This window comes from Nitrosomonas mobilis, assembly GCF_900103035.1.
Classification (GTDB): domain Bacteria; phylum Pseudomonadota; class Gammaproteobacteria; order Burkholderiales; family Nitrosomonadaceae; genus Nitrosomonas; species Nitrosomonas mobilis.
The window spans coordinates 1-15,214 of sequence record NZ_FMWO01000060.1 but is presented as its reverse complement, the minus strand read 5'-3'; the positions used below and the strand labels follow the sequence as shown (position 1 = coordinate 15,214).

At 50.0% G+C, this 15,214-nt stretch carries 12 protein-coding genes and 3 pseudogenes; 5 read left to right on the top strand and 10 right to left on the bottom strand.

The genetic code is table 11. The features are described 5' to 3' along the window. Window positions 1–752: 752 nt before the first annotated feature. Genes NSMM_RS10485 through NSMM_RS10465 form a run of 5 tightly spaced genes read right to left on the bottom strand, consistent with a single transcriptional unit; the run spans window position 753 to window position 6,473 of the window. A complete protein-coding gene (locus NSMM_RS10485) occupies window positions 753–1,871 on the bottom strand; it encodes an ABC transporter permease (RefSeq protein ID WP_090287253.1) in 1,119 nt (372 codons plus the stop codon). 4 nt (window positions 1,872–1,875) lie between these two features. After that, window positions 1,876–3,045, bottom strand: a complete 1,170-nt coding sequence (locus tag NSMM_RS10480; RefSeq protein ID WP_090287252.1) for an ABC transporter permease — start codon at window positions 3,043–3,045, stop codon at window positions 1,876–1,878. Then, window positions 3,042–4,814 carry an ATP-binding cassette domain-containing protein gene (locus NSMM_RS10475; protein ID WP_090287250.1) on the bottom strand — a complete coding sequence of 591 codons (1,773 nt, stop codon included), beginning with the start codon at window positions 4,812–4,814 and terminating at the stop codon, window positions 3,042–3,044. Before NSMM_RS10475 ends, NSMM_RS10480 begins: the two co-directional genes overlap by 4 nt. 1 nt (window position 4,815) lies before the next feature. Beyond that, window positions 4,816–5,859, bottom strand: coding sequence for a secretion protein HlyD (hlyD, locus tag NSMM_RS10470; RefSeq protein WP_090287249.1), 1,044 nt, complete (start codon window positions 5,857–5,859; stop codon window positions 4,816–4,818). Beyond that, window positions 5,859–6,473: a TetR/AcrR family transcriptional regulator gene (locus NSMM_RS10465; RefSeq protein WP_090287247.1), complete on the bottom strand. Its 615-nt coding sequence runs from the start codon at window positions 6,471–6,473 to the stop codon at window positions 5,859–5,861. Before NSMM_RS10465 ends, hlyD begins: the two co-directional genes overlap by 1 nt. 290 nt (window positions 6,474–6,763) lie before the next feature. Here NSMM_RS10465 and NSMM_RS10460 point away from each other — a divergent pair. The 4 genes and pseudogenes from NSMM_RS10460 to NSMM_RS10445 form a co-directional block, all read left to right on the top strand. Further along, a pseudogene (locus tag NSMM_RS10460) lies at window positions 6,764–7,603 on the top strand (IS1595 family transposase); the annotation flags it as partial. A gap of 1,407 nt (window positions 7,604–9,010) precedes the next feature. After that, window positions 9,011–10,333, top strand: coding sequence for an LVIVD repeat-containing protein (locus NSMM_RS10455; RefSeq protein ID WP_218121089.1), 1,323 nt, complete (start codon window positions 9,011–9,013; stop codon window positions 10,331–10,333). A gap of 128 nt (window positions 10,334–10,461) precedes the next feature. Beyond that, window positions 10,462–11,058 carry an SCO family protein gene (locus NSMM_RS10450; protein WP_176753944.1) on the top strand — a complete coding sequence of 199 codons (597 nt, stop codon included), beginning with the start codon at window positions 10,462–10,464 and terminating at the stop codon, window positions 11,056–11,058. After that, window positions 11,055–11,675, top strand: a complete 621-nt coding sequence (locus tag NSMM_RS10445; RefSeq protein ID WP_090287241.1) for a hypothetical protein — start codon at window positions 11,055–11,057, stop codon at window positions 11,673–11,675. Before NSMM_RS10450 ends, NSMM_RS10445 begins: the two co-directional genes overlap by 4 nt. Window positions 11,676–12,153: 478 nt before the next feature. On the opposite strand, the gene NSMM_RS16870 is transcribed toward NSMM_RS10445, so the two are convergent. Both NSMM_RS16870 and NSMM_RS10435 read right to left on the bottom strand, forming a co-directional pair. After that, window positions 12,154–12,309 carry a helix-turn-helix domain-containing protein gene (locus NSMM_RS16870; RefSeq protein ID WP_342671788.1) on the bottom strand — a complete coding sequence of 52 codons (156 nt, stop codon included), beginning with the start codon at window positions 12,307–12,309 and terminating at the stop codon, window positions 12,154–12,156. Between the two features lie 12 nt (window positions 12,310–12,321). After that, window positions 12,322–12,714 (bottom strand): annotated as a pseudogene (locus NSMM_RS10435) (recombinase family protein); the annotation flags it as partial. A 15-nt stretch (window positions 12,715–12,729) separates the two neighbouring features. Between NSMM_RS10435 and NSMM_RS15740 the strand changes: the two are divergent. Beyond that, entirely contained in the window at window positions 12,730–12,903 is a 174-nt protein-coding gene (locus NSMM_RS15740) for a hypothetical protein (RefSeq protein WP_176753941.1), read from the top strand. Window positions 12,904–13,186: 283 nt separating this feature from the next. Here the strand turns inward: NSMM_RS15740 and NSMM_RS15735 are convergent, their stop codons facing one another. The 3 genes and pseudogenes from NSMM_RS15735 to NSMM_RS10425 all read right to left on the bottom strand — a co-directional run. Beyond that, window positions 13,187–13,327: a hypothetical protein gene (locus tag NSMM_RS15735; protein WP_176753943.1), complete on the bottom strand. Its 141-nt coding sequence runs from the start codon at window positions 13,325–13,327 to the stop codon at window positions 13,187–13,189. Between the two features lie 34 nt (window positions 13,328–13,361). Continuing rightward, window positions 13,362–14,495, bottom strand: a complete 1,134-nt coding sequence (locus tag NSMM_RS10430) for a hypothetical protein (protein ID WP_143001926.1) — start codon at window positions 14,493–14,495, stop codon at window positions 13,362–13,364. Window positions 14,496–14,797: 302 nt separating this feature from the next. Continuing rightward, a pseudogene (locus NSMM_RS10425) lies at window positions 14,798–15,086 on the bottom strand (transposase); the annotation flags it as partial. Window positions 15,087–15,214: the final 128 nt, after the last annotated feature.

The following is a 15,214-nucleotide window of genomic DNA, read 5'->3' as shown; positions in this document are numbered from 1 at the left end:
TTAAGCCTCGCCATTCTGATCTAAATGTTACATTTTCTCCTAAATGTGAATTAAGAGCTAATTCTCAATTTATTCCAAAAAAACATGGTCCGCTGCAAGCCGTCCAAAAACATGAACCATTAATCCCTAATATGAACGCGTTTTTCCAGTGAACTCTACCATACCTGTTTTTTCTTCTATCCCGAACCGCGCTCCGCGAATACCATACCAGTGGTTACCTTTTTCTAGGCTATGTCACCATTATAAGATTAAGACCACCGTCTTTAGCCGGTCAGCTTTAGCTGCGAGAATATGTTACACAGAAGATGCGGCATGGATTTTATAGATTATAGATATGGAAGTGGTACGGTTTACCTAGAACATCATTTTGATGCCAAATCCAAACGATAATTTAAAAATGAAGCCGAAATAAGACGCGTCGTTTAGTCGACGCGTATACGGACTTTCAGTCCGTAATTCAAACCCGCCGGGTTGTTTAATTCATTAGTACACTTCCGTAAAACTATTGATCAGATGACCTAGTCGGTTCGCCCAGTGCAGACCATCAGTGGCTCAAGTCTGCGGGTTGAGATTCACTTGTCAAAAAGGCAAGCTCCAGCCGCTACCGGCGCCAACCGACGGTGGATTGCGGTAGTCGGGGCCCACGGTCGCACAGGTAGTCAGGCAGCACACAGGGTTGGGCCAGCGCAACCGTCACCCGCCCAGGGGCCAGGCCGATGACGGTTACGCGAAGAAGGGGCGGACCTTGGAATTCATTGCAGGCGTCCTCGGACGAATACGGTGGCCATCGTTAGCGTGGCGAGGGCGATGACCGCCAGCGGCCACAGGCTGGCGAGAATGTCACCGGGCGGCATGGTCTTGAGAAAACTGCCTTCGACGATGATGAGGAAGTGGGTCAGCGGAATGGCCTGGGCCAGCCATTGCAAGACAACAGGCATGTTCTCTACTGGCGTGGCAAAGCCGGACATCAGCACTGCTGGCACGCCAATGGCAAACGCACCCAGGATGGCTTGTTGTTGCGTCATGCTGACCGCGGAAATCATCAGGCCGATGCCAACCACCGACAGGATGAACAACACCAGACTGGCGAACAGCAGGCCGAACGAGCCGGTAAAGGGGATGCCGAACAGGAACACGCCTGTGCCGACCATGAAAAGACCCAGCAAGGTGCCGATCGCCAGTGCGGGCAGCGATTTGGAAATGATGATTTCCGGCGTCGAAGTGGGCGATACCAGTAGCTGGTCAAAGGTGCCCAGCTCGCGCTCGCGGGCGATTGACAGCGAGGTGATTAAGAGCGCGCTGAATAACGCCAGGATACCGGTGAGGCCCGGCACGATGAACCAGCGATAGATCAGATTCGGGTTGAACCAATGGCGCACCACGACGGGTACTGGCGCTTGCGTGTCAGGTGTGACCTCGGCACCGACATCGGCTGCGATGGTGGAGAGGTAGGCGACGGTGATCTGGCCGGAGTTGCTGCGTCGGCCATCGACCAGTACCTGTGCAAGGCCGCTATCGCCAGCGGCAATCGTGCGTGAGAAATCCACCGGAATGGCGAGTGCCGCGATCACCTCGCCTCGATCAATCAACTCGTGCAGGTGCCGCTGGCTGTCCACGTGTCGCACGCGGGTGATGAAGTGGGCACTGTTTAGGCGCTGTATCAGTTCGTGTGACCAGCGCCCCGCGTCTTGATTGTACACTGCGATATCGACATTGCGCACTTCTAGCGTTGCGGCAAAGGCGAAGACCAGAAGTTGCAAGATGGGCGGCACAAATACCACCATGCGGCTGCGTGGGTCGCGCAGGACACTAAGTACTTCCTTGATGAATTGGGCCCGCAAGCGGGTGAAGCTGAAGGAGGATACGAGCACGACACTATTCCAGATTTTTGCGCGTGGCGCGCTTGGCCAGCATGAAGAACAACGTCCCGATCGCCGCCATCGCCAGCAGGTTGGGAATGAAGACCGCCCAGATATCGCCGGCCAGAAACACCGTCTTAAGAGACTCGACGAAGTAACGCGCCGGAATCAGCAGGGTAATGGCGCGGATCGGCGCCGGCATAGCGTCGATCTCGTACAGGAAGCCCGAGAGCATGAAGGACGGCAAGAAGCCGGAGAACAAGGCAATCTGCGCTGCGAGAAACTGGTTGCGTGCGAGCGAGGAGATTAGCAGCCCCTGGCCCAGCGCGGGCACCATGAACACGCCTGATAGCAGCAGCAGGGCCGCGAGCGAGCCGCGTAGCGGCACGTCGAACACGAACACCGCCAGCGCCGTCGCGCCCAGTGTGGACAGCATGCCAAGCACGAAGTAGGGAAGCAGCTTACCGATCAGGATCTCGGCCACCGAGGCGGGCGTGGACAGCACCGCCTCCATGGTGCCGCGCTCCCATTCGCGCGCCACCACCAGTGCGGTCAGCATAGTGCCGATGATGGTCATAACGATGGCGATGGCACCGGGGATCAGTGCGCGGCGGCTTTCCAGCTCGGGGTTGAACCAGTAGCGTGGCACCAGGACGATGGACTGCGCTGGTGCTGCGACGTCCAGTCCGGCACGCCAGGACTGCACCACGCCACGAGCGTAGTTTTCGACGTAGTTGGCGGTATTGGGATAGGAGCCGTCGGTGATAATCTGCACCAGCGGCTCGTTGCCACGCTGGGCCAGACGCTGCTCGAAATCCTGAGGAATCACCACGTAACCGCGCAGGTCACCGGAAACCAGCTGATCGGCTACATCACGCCGGTCATAAGCGAAGTGCGTATTCAGGAAGCGGGTGCCCGAAAATGCTGCGGCCAGCGACTGTGCCGATGCGCCGGGCGACTCCAGAACTACGCCGATGCGGACATCCTTCGCATCCAGCGACACCGCATAGGCGAACAGCAGCAGCAATACCACCGGCAGCACGAGCGCGATCAGCAGTGTCGAGGGGTCGCGCAGCGCCTGGTGGCTTTCCTTGGTGATCAGGGCCATCAGGCGCCGCAGGTCAAAACGGCGCAAGTCGGTCTGCAGTAGTCCACTCCCGCCCTTGTGCTTTGTGGTGCCGTTCATGTGGTGGCCTTCATCTCGCGGTCTGCCGACTCTACCAAGTGAATGAAGGCGTCCTCCATGGTCGGGTCGGCCCGTTCGGGACTGATCGCCGAACGTTTGAGCGCATCGGGTGTGTCCAGCGCAATCAGTTGCGCACGCGAGAGTATGGCTATGCGGTCGCAGTATTCGGCCTCGTCCATGAAGTGGGTGGTAACCATGATGGTGACGCCCTTGCGCGCCAGACCGTTGATGTGGATCCAAAACTCACGTCGAGTGATAGGATCCACGCCCGAAGTGGGTTCGTCCAGAAACAGTACCGGAGGGCGATGCATCAGCGCGCAGGCCAGCGCCAAGCGCTGCTTGTGCCCCAATGGCAGGGAGTCCGGGGTGGCGGATAGCCATTTACCAAGGTCGAAGGTTTCGATCATTCCGGCGATGCGCTCGCGCCGCGTATTTCCTTCCAATTGGTACACCCCAGCCGAGAACTCCAGGTTCTGCCGCACCGAGAGCAGGCCATAGAGCGAGAACTTCTGTGCCATGTAGCCAAGTCGGCTCTTGGCCACGCCGGTGGCTCGGCGCAGATCGTGTCCTACCACGTGCGCCTCGCCGGCGGTCGGTTTAAGCAGACCGCATAGCATCTTGAAGGTGGTGGATTTGCCGGCGCCGTTGGGGCCGAGCAGGCCGAAGATTTCACCCTTCCGCACCTCGAAGCTGACATTGTCGGTGGCGGTAAAGTCGCCGAAGCGCTTGGTCAGGCTGTGGCACGACACGGCAATGTCCGAACCGAGCTCAATCGGCGGCAGACGTTCAGCCAGGGTTGAACTGCCGCCAGGACCACCGCCGAGGAGATCGATGAAAGCATCTTCAAAGCGCGCGGGTACCGGCGCCAGCCGCACCTGCGCCTGATCGGCCAGGGCCTGGATCTGCTCCGTGCTCGCACCCACGCGCAACACCACGCGTACACCGGCACCCTGGATCACTCCATCGCTTACACTGTCAAGATCGAGCGCTTCGGTAAGGATTGATCGGCGCTGGGTACCGATATCTTCGAGTCGAAAACTGCGGCCCTCTAGCTGTGCAGTCAGATCTTGTGGAGGACCATCGAACAGAAGCTTCCCTTGGTTCAGCAACAGCACGCTTTCACAGCGCTCGGCCTCGTCGAGGTAGGCGGTGGACCAAACCACGGCCATGCCCTCGTCAGTGAGCACCTGCACCATGCGCCACAAGTCCTGGCGGCTGACCGGGTCGACACCCACGCCAGGCTCGTCCAGCAGCAGCACCTTGGGCCGCGCCATGAGCGCACAGGCAAGGCCCAGCTTCTGCTTCATGCCGCCGGAGAGCTTGCCGGCGAGGCGCTTGGTGAAAGGCCCGAGCCGCGTGAAATCGAGCAGTTCGGCAAACAGGTCGGCATTGCGGTCTGCATCCATGCCGCGCAACTGTGCATACAGGCGCATGTTCTCCATCACCGACAAGTCTTCATACAAACCAAAGCGCTGCGGCATGTAGCCGCTGGCCACGTGAATGGCATCGTTATCCTTAACCACGTCAAAGCCGGCCAAGGTGACGCGACCAGTATTGGGTACCAGAAGGCCGGTCAGGATGCGCATCAGCGTCGTCTTGCCAGCGCCGTCGGGGCCGACCAGGCCCGTCAGCCGCCCATAGTGGATGCGCGCGCTCAAGCTCTGCAGGGCTTGTACGTTGCCGAAATGCTTGTCCACACCTTCGATGATGACGGCGGTGTTTTCGCCCGCACCAGTAGGCACGGCAGTGATGGCAAGGCTTGCCTGCATTTCAACGCTCCTCCGCCGGGATACCGGTGCCGGCTTTCGCTTCGACCTCGATCGTCACCGGCATACCTTGGCGCAAGGCACCGTCGCTGTCAGCTTCGTCGATGACGATACGCAGACGGTACACCAGATCGGTACGCAGATCCGTCGTCTCCACCGTCTTGGGTGTGAATTCGGCCCGTGGCGATATGAAGCCGATCTGGCCGCGATAGACCTTCTCCGATGAATCGCTCTTGACGCGCACCACAGTGCCGGGTGCAATGCGCCCCAAATCCGACTCACCCGTGTAGGCGCGCACGTAAACCGGCTTGTCCAGGCTCAGGCTGTAGACCGTGCTATGGCTTGCAACCATGCTGCCAGGCTCACGTACTCGTGCGATGACGGTTCCGTTATTAGGTGCCATCAATTCGGTATCCGCCAAGGCTGTAGTAGCTCGCGTTGCGGCAGCCTGCGCGGCCGCAACGCGAGCCTCTGCGGCGACAATGTCTTCCTTGCGAAAGCCTTCGGATGCCTGCGACAAAGCTGCCTTGGCTGCTTCGACGCCAGCAACTGCCTGGTCTCGTGCCGTGCGGGCGGCATCAAACGTACGCTTGCTGCTGAAGCCCGATTCCGACAGGCGGCTCTGGCGTTGAAAGTTACGCTTAGCCTCGGTGGCGAGCGCTTGTGCCTGCTTGAGCGTCTCTCGCGCCTGCGTGATTTCCTGCGGCCGCAAGCCGTGGCGCAGCTTGGCCAGTTCCGCCTGTGCTACTTGCACTTGGGCCTGTGCCGCCGCAAGGGCTTCTCGATAGGGTTGCGCATCAAGCACGGCCATGCGTTCGCCGGCGCGTACGGCATCGCCCTCATCGAAAACCATTTTAGTCACGCGCCCAGGCTGGCGGAAGGCCAGCTGCACCTCGCGAATGTCAACATTGCCGTACAAGCGCAGCTGGCCGTCGTCAGTACCTGCGCGCTGCATCCAGAAGAAGAAGCCGGAACCACTTACAATCGCGACGATGGCGGCAACAGCGAGGGTACGTTTGACTTTGTTAGAAAGACCATTGATCTTCATTACCTGGCCTCCGAGTGGCGGATACCACAGTGGTAGATGGCGAACACTCCCGGCGCGTCACGGCGGATGCGCGCCACATCGCCTGCTAGCAGCGACTGCATTACCAACCCTTGGATGGCGCCGATGAACAAGACAGCGGCGGCGTCCACATCCAGTCCCGCATCCAGCTCACCCTGCACCTTGCCGGCTTCGAGCAGGCGATGCAGCCGCTCTCCGTAGTGATGAATCAAGGTCTGCACCATTCGCTTGGGAAGGGTTTCTCCCGGTCGCTGCAATTCGCCGAAGAGCATCCTCGGCACACCTGGGTGCTCGGACACGAAATCGATATGCGTCATGAAGACCGCCTCCAAGGCTGCAACCGGAGACGTGGTACTTTCTGCAGCCTTGTCCACCCGGGTCAGCAGGCGCTCTGTGATCCAGGATACCACCGCCTGCAGAATGGCATCCTTGGTCGGAAAGTGACGAAACAGTGCCCCTTGGGTCAGCCCCATACGCTGCGCGATGGCCATTGTCGTGATGTCGCTGGGGTTTTGCTCGGCGGCCAGACTGACCACTGCCTCGACTGTGGCCGCACGTCGCTTATCGGCCGGTAAGTGCTTAGGGTGTCCGCTCATTGTTTGCTCTTCCAAAAGTAAGTAATCTATTACCATCTTACCACTGCGAAGGCTTGCCGCAAGAGAGGAAACGCGAAAAAAGGCCGCAATGGACAAGAGAACCGTTATCTCAGGCGACCAACAACGGTCCTGACTAGAAGGATTCTTCAGCTTGCCGCAGCCGACGTGCTGGGCGAGGCCCGATAGTGGTGACGTGGTAGCATTCGTGCCAAAGCAATTCCTGATTAGCAACGAACGTCAGCAAGATGTGTCTGACGAGTTTGTTGCGACATAAAAGTCATGGCTGTTATGGGTTTCACTGTCCACGCTGTAACGGTACTGCTTACTATGTTATACGTGATGGTATACGCAAGATTTTTCAATGCAGAGCCTGCCGACATCAGACCTCATTGATTGCCGGGACAGTTTTTCAGGGCACTAAACTACCGTTGACCGTCTGGTTTTTGGCAATTTATCTGGTTAGTCAGGCCAAGACCGGTTTATCATCCCTGGCGCTCAAGCGCCAGCTGGGAGTGAGCTATCCTACGGCATGGTTGATACATCACAAACTGATGCAGGCGATGGCTAATCGTGATGAGCGCTATGTCCTTGATGGCAGAATCCAGGTCGATGATGCTTATCTTGGTGGAGAGCGTGCGGGAGGAAAAGCGGGCAGAGGTTCAGAGAATAAGGTACCCATTGTTGCCGCTGTGTCTCTGACTGAGGATGATCACCCTTTGCGCGTGAGGCTTACCCCAGTCTCGGGATTTACGCTAAAGGCAATTTCAGCCTGGGCAAAGGATTGTCTGGCACCCGGCAGCACGGTGTTCTCGGATGCCTTGGCCTGCTTTGGTGCCGTCACCAAAATTGGCTGTAGCCACCATTTTACAGTTATCGCCGGACGCAAACCAAAGGAGACTCCCGAGTTCCGGTGGATCAACACTATCCTCGGCAATCTCAAGACCAGCTTGTCGGGTTGTTACCATGCTTTCAACTTCCGCAAGTATGCCGCTCGCTATCTTGCCGCCTTCAGTTACCGATTCAACCGGCGTTTTGATCTTTGCTCACTGCACGAACGATTGCTGGTCGCCGCTGCTTCGACCACTCCGCAGCCCTTGCACTCTATTCGAATGGCTGACGTTCGTTGCTAATCAGGAATCATTTTGGTGCGAGTATGGGAAGCGTTGGGAACGTATCAAAGATAAATATGGATTGCGTTATAGCAACCAAGAACGGATTACTCTTAATTCATTGGCTGAGACTTGTTAAGCGACACAAACTATAGAAAAATGAGGTTTTATGTGGTAGCTATTTAGAATAACCAATTGATATTAATGTTGTAATACCTCATAAAATATCATTTAAATTGAATTTTAATGCTTTTACTTTTGTGGTAGTATTAGTCCTATGTCATATATTCTTATTAATTAGGATGCCTGTCCCCAGAAGTGGTTTTCTACAAACAAAGCAGACCCTGTCAGAATCGTCCTCCGCATATATAACCACTGCGAACCTCGATACCGCAGCACATTAATTGATGCTCAAACTTCCTATTCATCATTTGGTGTGCTTATTCCTGAGCATAAGGGTATTAATTAAAAGCAATTTCTCTTATTGATTATAGCTTCAATATAAGCAGCAGTAATATAGGGGTCGCGCGAAAGCGCCCGGTTCGTTTCTCCCACTAATTCTGGGGGCGATTGAAGTTTGGTCCACCTCAATGGTCTAGGTTCGGCCTCATCCTTTGCAGTTAACAGCCCGGTACGTTTTGAGTACCGCAACTATAAGTGGTTTTTCGTTTGTGGCTATGCTAACCGGGGGCGCAAAGAGACTTGAAGCTAACCTTGGCGTCTCTCTCTGAGACGCTGGTCACAATGACGGTAATAAGTGCGGCGCTAATCATGAATCCGACTTTCAAGTTTCTGGTACAGGCGACACTAATTTTCAGGAGTAAAAATTTGGCGTGTTTGGTGGCTATTTTAGAGATAACGTCAGCTCTATACAGAAAAACATAGCAATAAATAGCTAGGAACTATTCTGATGCAGCTTCCCTAGAAGCTGTTGGTAATGTTGCAAGTCAATGTAACTCCGCGGTAAACGCAAGCGGCAATTGGAACCCCTGATTTTCTAGTGGTGAATATAAGTGGGGGAGTACTAGTAAATTAATCGTGTAGGGGGGTATGTTCGAGATTAACGTAATTATTATAGTAATTAAAGGGTTGCATAGATATTAGGTAGTAGGATGTTTTCTAAAATGTAATATTGAACTTGGGGATGGTAACAATGATACTAGTTAAAACTGTGTTTCTGAGCTTGGTGCCGGGAGTATTAATGGGTACCGTACAAGCATAGAATAATTAAACATATAGAACAATAGCTTACAGTAGCTATGAACGCTTATGATACAAATATCCCAGAACTTAACGTTGAAGGCATCACAGTTAAAGATATTAAGACTTTCATTTAATAACAATTAATTACCAATATATACAAGAGGTTTACCTGCAATGTACAAATCTGACTACAACATTATATTGTCGCTAATATGTCTGCTTCTTATGCTGGGAAATCCTGCATTTGCGGTAGAGCTCCAAGATGAACTGCAAGATGAATATTTTGAAAACGAAGACCAGGGGCAGTATCAAGATGCACTTCACCATGACTTTCCACGGCCCATCTTAACCGCTATCGATTACCACACCCGTAACATATACCTTATCAATTACGAGAAGGACAAAGTTGTAATAATCGATCCTATCACTATCGAAGGTTGGCCGGGTGATCTGCCATTACAGCACGCCATGATCATGCCAGGAGGCAATAGATTGTATGTAACGACAGATAATACAGACGATCATCCCGGATATATCGCTGCTTTAAAAATAAAAAACATAAAGTGGAAGAAGGGCATTGCAAAATTAGTATTGGAAAAGCTTCTCGTTGTAGAAATGTCTGGTACTCCGGCTGAATTGCCTTTTGTAGAATCAGTCAACGATGCCCAGGCGACGCCAGACTGGTTATTGCGCTCGTCAGCCCAAACTCACGGCCCCACAATATTGCCGCATTCAAACTTTGTCTATTTTACTGAATGGACGTCAGATAAAATCCGCGTGATTAATCGCCGTACAAATGAATTTGCTGAGGTCGACCCGATCGTCATACCGGGTTATACAGAGCAAACTCATGGCATCATGTTCAACAAGTCAGGCACAATTGGACTTGGTAGTGGTTATTTTTTTGATAACAGCGTTATCGATCGATATAAAGTCAACAAAAGAAATGGCAAACTTAAAGCTATAGACCAGATTATGCTGGGCACTGAGGAAGAGCACGCAGCGTTTTCTCATTATGTATTTTGGTTGGATGAGCGTTATGCACTCACCGCTTCAATGCAATTCGATAAAACTTCTTTGACGCCATCCGCGACCAACGCGATTATTCCTCCAAGCGTGTGGTTGATTGATGCTTGGGAAGGAACTGCAACAAAGATCATTAATTACACTGATCATGCTGACGGCGCAGGTGTTTTTCGTTCTGCAACCGACATTGCGGTTGTCGGCAATAAACTTTATATCGCAGAAGAAGACACGATTGATCATACGTTTGGTGATGATGGATATGTTTCAATTTTTGATATCAGTGACCGTTATAACCCAATCTTTATCAAAAGGTTAAAACCTGGTGCCGGACTTCCTAATGGGTTTGCTGTGGCACACACACTCAGTCCAACACCCGATAACCGGTATGTGTTGATGGCAAGCTGGGTCTCAGGGTACATCATCAAAATCGACACTATGACGGATACCGTCGTGAAGACGTTTGGACCTAATGACGGTCTCGTAATGCCGCATGGTTTGTTTGTTGCTGGCTCTATTCGTTAATTCCAATCACCAGGTAAGTTGCCGCTCTTATGCTTTCTTGTGCACCACATAGTGCATACTGATCAGGAAGCATAAAGGGCGGCTACGTATGACGACCACACAGTTACTTAAAAGAATGAGCATATAAAATGAAGCAGGCAATTTCGCATAGCTATTATGTTCTAGTCATAATCGGGATGCTATTTTTGTTTGTCCAGCCCAATGCTGCAGCATTGACCATTGTGTTGGCAAAGCCTGTTCCCTTGGAAAAAGAATTAATTAATTACTTAAACCAAGCGAGCAATAATGACAAAAATCAATGGCAGCTGATTATGTTTGGATTTGCGCATTGCAAGGATGTTTGTCCTTTGTCGCTGGTAAATTTCTCCAGGCTCATGCAAGTCGCTGCAAAAGAGCGCATTAAATTAGGTGGAACCTTCGTAACAATTGATCCAGACAGGGATACCGAAGCGTTCTTGTCTAATTATACAAAAAAGTTCGACCTTAATCTCTCTTATTTGCGCCTGGAAGGTGAAGCGCTGGAGCGTTTTAAGACTGCATTTGGTGCGGAAGCTATTTTTTACACCAAAAATGCGGGAAATAAAATTAATTATCAGGTAGACCATAGTAGTACAGCCTTTTTGGTTGACCCCGCAGGAAGAATAAGAGTGCTGTTTGACCCGCTTCAGGATATGAGTGATATCACAGAAATGCTTCACCAAAAACGGACATTCTTTCGGTTATGATTAAGCTCGTAATCCTTGTAATTTTTTTCACGCTGACAGATATTGTGCCGACTTTTGCCATGAGCAATGAAGATGATCCTCGTCTTTTAGCTTCATATATGGATAAGTCTTTATCGTCTGAGCTTGATATTTTACGTGTCACAGCGCAGACTTTACCAGGAAAGTTGGTATTTCAAATCAAGACCAGAGGGGAGTCGGTTGATGGAGAAACCGGCAACTATTTCTTGCTACAAATTACCAATGATAAACCTTACCTTTTTCTCGTCCCTGTAAATAAGACTAGTAAAGATAACATCTTGATGTATGAGGGCATCTCTCAATCTGAATATATTGCACTAGCTGAGTCGGTCAATACACTCAAGAAAGTGGTTCTACCGCCTGGCTTCGGTACGCAGCGTATTCATCACGGGATCGAGTTCTCGCTACCGATTGATTGGATAGATTTTAGTAGCAACCTAAGTTACGATGCATATACCGCTCATGCTGACACGCAAGAGTCTGTATTGAAAATTACTGAAATACATGATCAAGCAGGCAAGGGGCGCAAAAATAAAAAGCAGTACTCCGCTATTACGCTGCTTAATAAACTGTGCGCAACGCGGAGGAAGATGGATTAGCTGTCATTTCCTCTCGTTGACTTGGCGTTATTGAATAAATCAAGTTTTGACGATTGTTTTCCATTTTTGGTTGATAGCCATTACGTACCACAGCAGCTTTTCCATCACTCCGCTGTGGGCTTGAGTCACCGGAGTTGGCCGCTCTAATGGTGGAGAAATATGCAGAGGGTATCTGGCGATTACTTGATGATTCAAGTGTGGTGGACCCGGCAAATATCCTTTGTGTAAAGATTGGCCCTGGGTATAAGGCTAACCGAGAACTGCGTTACTCGAAATACGCCCAACTTGACTTGTCGGTAGATAGGGAAAGCAGGGCGTCAATGAACTAGAGCAAGATCGAATCCGCCAAGAAGCTGCTGGCCAGCGGCGTTTCCGTTCCTACGCTGTACCGCTGGGTGCCAACCTCGACACACGCACTAGCGTACGATTTTTTCCGTTTTCTGAAGCGGGGCCCCCTAGGTAGCAACGTAAAACCCCATTAAGGAATTTTGTCGCGCTGGAGAAGGCGCGAGATGGTAGCAGGATGAACATTAAATAATCTGGCAGCGTCCGCTGCGTTTTTCTGCCCAGAGTTGACCAAGCTAACAATTTCCTTTTGCTGATGCGGCTTGAGTTTTGGGCGGCGACCACCAATACGGCCTTGCTTTCGTGCCGCATCAAGACCATTTTGTGTGCGCTCACGCAGCATTGCACGCTCGAACTCTGCAAAAGTCCCTACCATTTGCATCATCATTCGACCGCCCGGAGAGGTGGTATCAATCACTTCGGTTAGACTACGAAAACCGGCACCGGCCTGTTCAACTTTCTCCATCAGGAGCAACACATCTTTTAAGGAACGTGACAGACGGTCAAGTTTCCAGACCACCAAGACATCACCTTTACGTAGTTGCTCTAGCAATCGATGTAATTCTGGCCTGTCCCAACGGCCACCAGATGCTTTTTCCTAGAAGATCAATTCGCACCCGGAAGATTTTAATGCAGCAATTTGTGCATCGGTATCTTGGTCTTGGGTTGAAACACGCGCGTAACCGATAAGCATAGTTGCAGAAACCTGTTGCAAATAGATATGATTATGCAATATATTTATGCAAGCCGCAATGCCTTATTGGATGGTAGCCCCATGATTGTTGCGCAAATGAACGTTTGTGCAATGCAGGCTGCGCGAGTCAAAGACAGAGTCTTAAGTGAATTTACCGCTCTCTGCGCCCAAGATTGCGAAAAAAATTGATAAAAATCCACCACGGTGCTGAAAAATGGATTCTTGAAATCCTATGGTGCGTTACGTACCTTTATGCAGAATAACCCTACTATCTATTAAGTAAGTTTGAGAGATGTTACTCATTTACGAAGGAATCCTTACGGTACCCCATATTCAAACTATCGGAATGTGCAGAAAAAAACTGGCGAAAGCAACGTGGATTTGAACACCTTGCCAGAGTCATTACGGGAGTGAAATTTAAAGATGGAATCGAGGTGACAGCAGACATTCAGGCCACCGCTTGATTAAATGGCTAAACACCAGATTTGACAATAACTCCAGATTTTTCAGTCCAATCTTTGGAAAATCCTGCCAACAGACTCATGATAAATGAAATTATGATACTGGCAAACCAAAATGCAGTCTTTGAAACTAGTTTTTGTACATCTTTCATTATATCTCAGCGCTTATGAGCCGAACGCTTGGATTCACTGGCTACCTAATGCTGCGTCGCGAGGCACGAGAAACGCAGCATTAGGTAGCCCAGTGGAACCCTTTGTTATGTGATTTTTCTTGAGTTCTTCTGTTAACCTACTGGTTTCCAAATTAAGCAGATCCACGTTCTTATCAAGACTGCCTTGCGTCGGATCCATAATTGTAATTCTACTTGCGATATTTTTGAGCTGGTTATAGATCTCTTTGCTTAGTTGTTGTTGCTCTTCTGCTATTGCCATGCTCTTGGCACTTGAGCTAATTAATAATTCTTGGGTTATCCTGGATGATTCGTTAGATGATACATATGTCATATATGACATCACCGCACTAAAGACTAAGGTGGCTAAACCAATACTTATCATTATAGTGTTATGTAATTTTGTTGTTTTTGAGCTGCTAGCCATTTCGAAGGCCATTTGTAACCCTAGATCATTTATATTCTTGATAAGACTTGATGTTTTACTGAACTCTTCACCTAACGCTCTAAGTTGAAGTTTAGTTTCATACGCTGGGTTTTCAGAAATTATTGGCAATTGTACAGGGCTGATAGATTCAAACCGATTTATCGAACTACCTAAGCTGTCAGAAAGCTCTCTATTTTGGTTAATAAGATCCCGTACTGAATTTGAAAAAATATTATTCTTTGGCACTAGACTATCCAACAGTTTTCTTGTTTTTTCAAAATTATGATGCATTAATCTTTTTAGGAAATCACAATAGGACTCACCATCCGATTTATTTGCATCTTTACGTTTCTCATACTCGATAGTTGTTCTTTCTTCGCCATTTTCCGTTTTTGTCTCTTTCCGGCTACTTTTACTTTGATCGTTTTTTAAATATATATTCTTTTCAAGAAACTTTTCCGCGAAATCATTTAGCTCTTCATCACTAAGCTGTTTTGATTGTTCATAGGTTATGCGATCAGCGGAGTATTCACCTGTATTTTGTGAATCTAGTTGACATACGGCTGTGATTAATATTCTGACGAACTCTTGTGAATTAGCCTCAAGATAACTTTCAAATGCTTTGTTAAGAATTGAATTCGCTGTACCTGAAAAATTATGAACTAATACATTTCCCAAAGAACCTGAAGTCCATTTAAAACTATGTAGTTTACTTAAATTCAAAGCTATGTCTCGCTCCTATTGCACATAACGTCTAAAACAGCGGCGCATTTATGCGTCCGCCTAATCAACTGCATTGACCGATTGCACAGCGGCCAGATTACCAAACCATTCAATCCGGACAATACAACCCTAAAGCTGCCGCTCCACATCAGATTCAAATAAAGCTTCTGAAGCGGATGTCGTAATTATCTTTGAGAGTAACTTGTCACCCACATAAAATCTCAATAATGTCATATGTATTACGTTAGGTGCAGATAAGGAGTAAAAAGAGTTATTGTCAAATCTGGTGTTTAGCCATTTAATCAAGCGGTGGCCTGAATGTCTGCTGTCACCTCGATTCCATCTTTAAATTTCACTCCCGTAATGACTCTGGCAAGGTGTTCAAATCCACGTTGCTTTCGCCAGTTTTTTTTCTGCACATTCCGATAGTTTGAATATCATGTGCAGCATGCCTTCACGAGTCAGGCATCCTTTTGATCGTTTTGTCCGATGACGTATCGTACCAAAGGTCGATTCAATCGGATTTGTTGTTCTCAGGCTCTGCCAATGTGCTGCTGGGAAATCATAGAATGCCAACAGTTCTTCACGATCCGTAACTACTCACCCCATACTTTATGAGCTTCACCGGCCAACGCTATTTGAATAGCGACAAGTGGGTTATATCCCTTGTTGGCCATGGATTGCAGATAGCTTGAAATTCGGCAATAGGCATGTGCGTA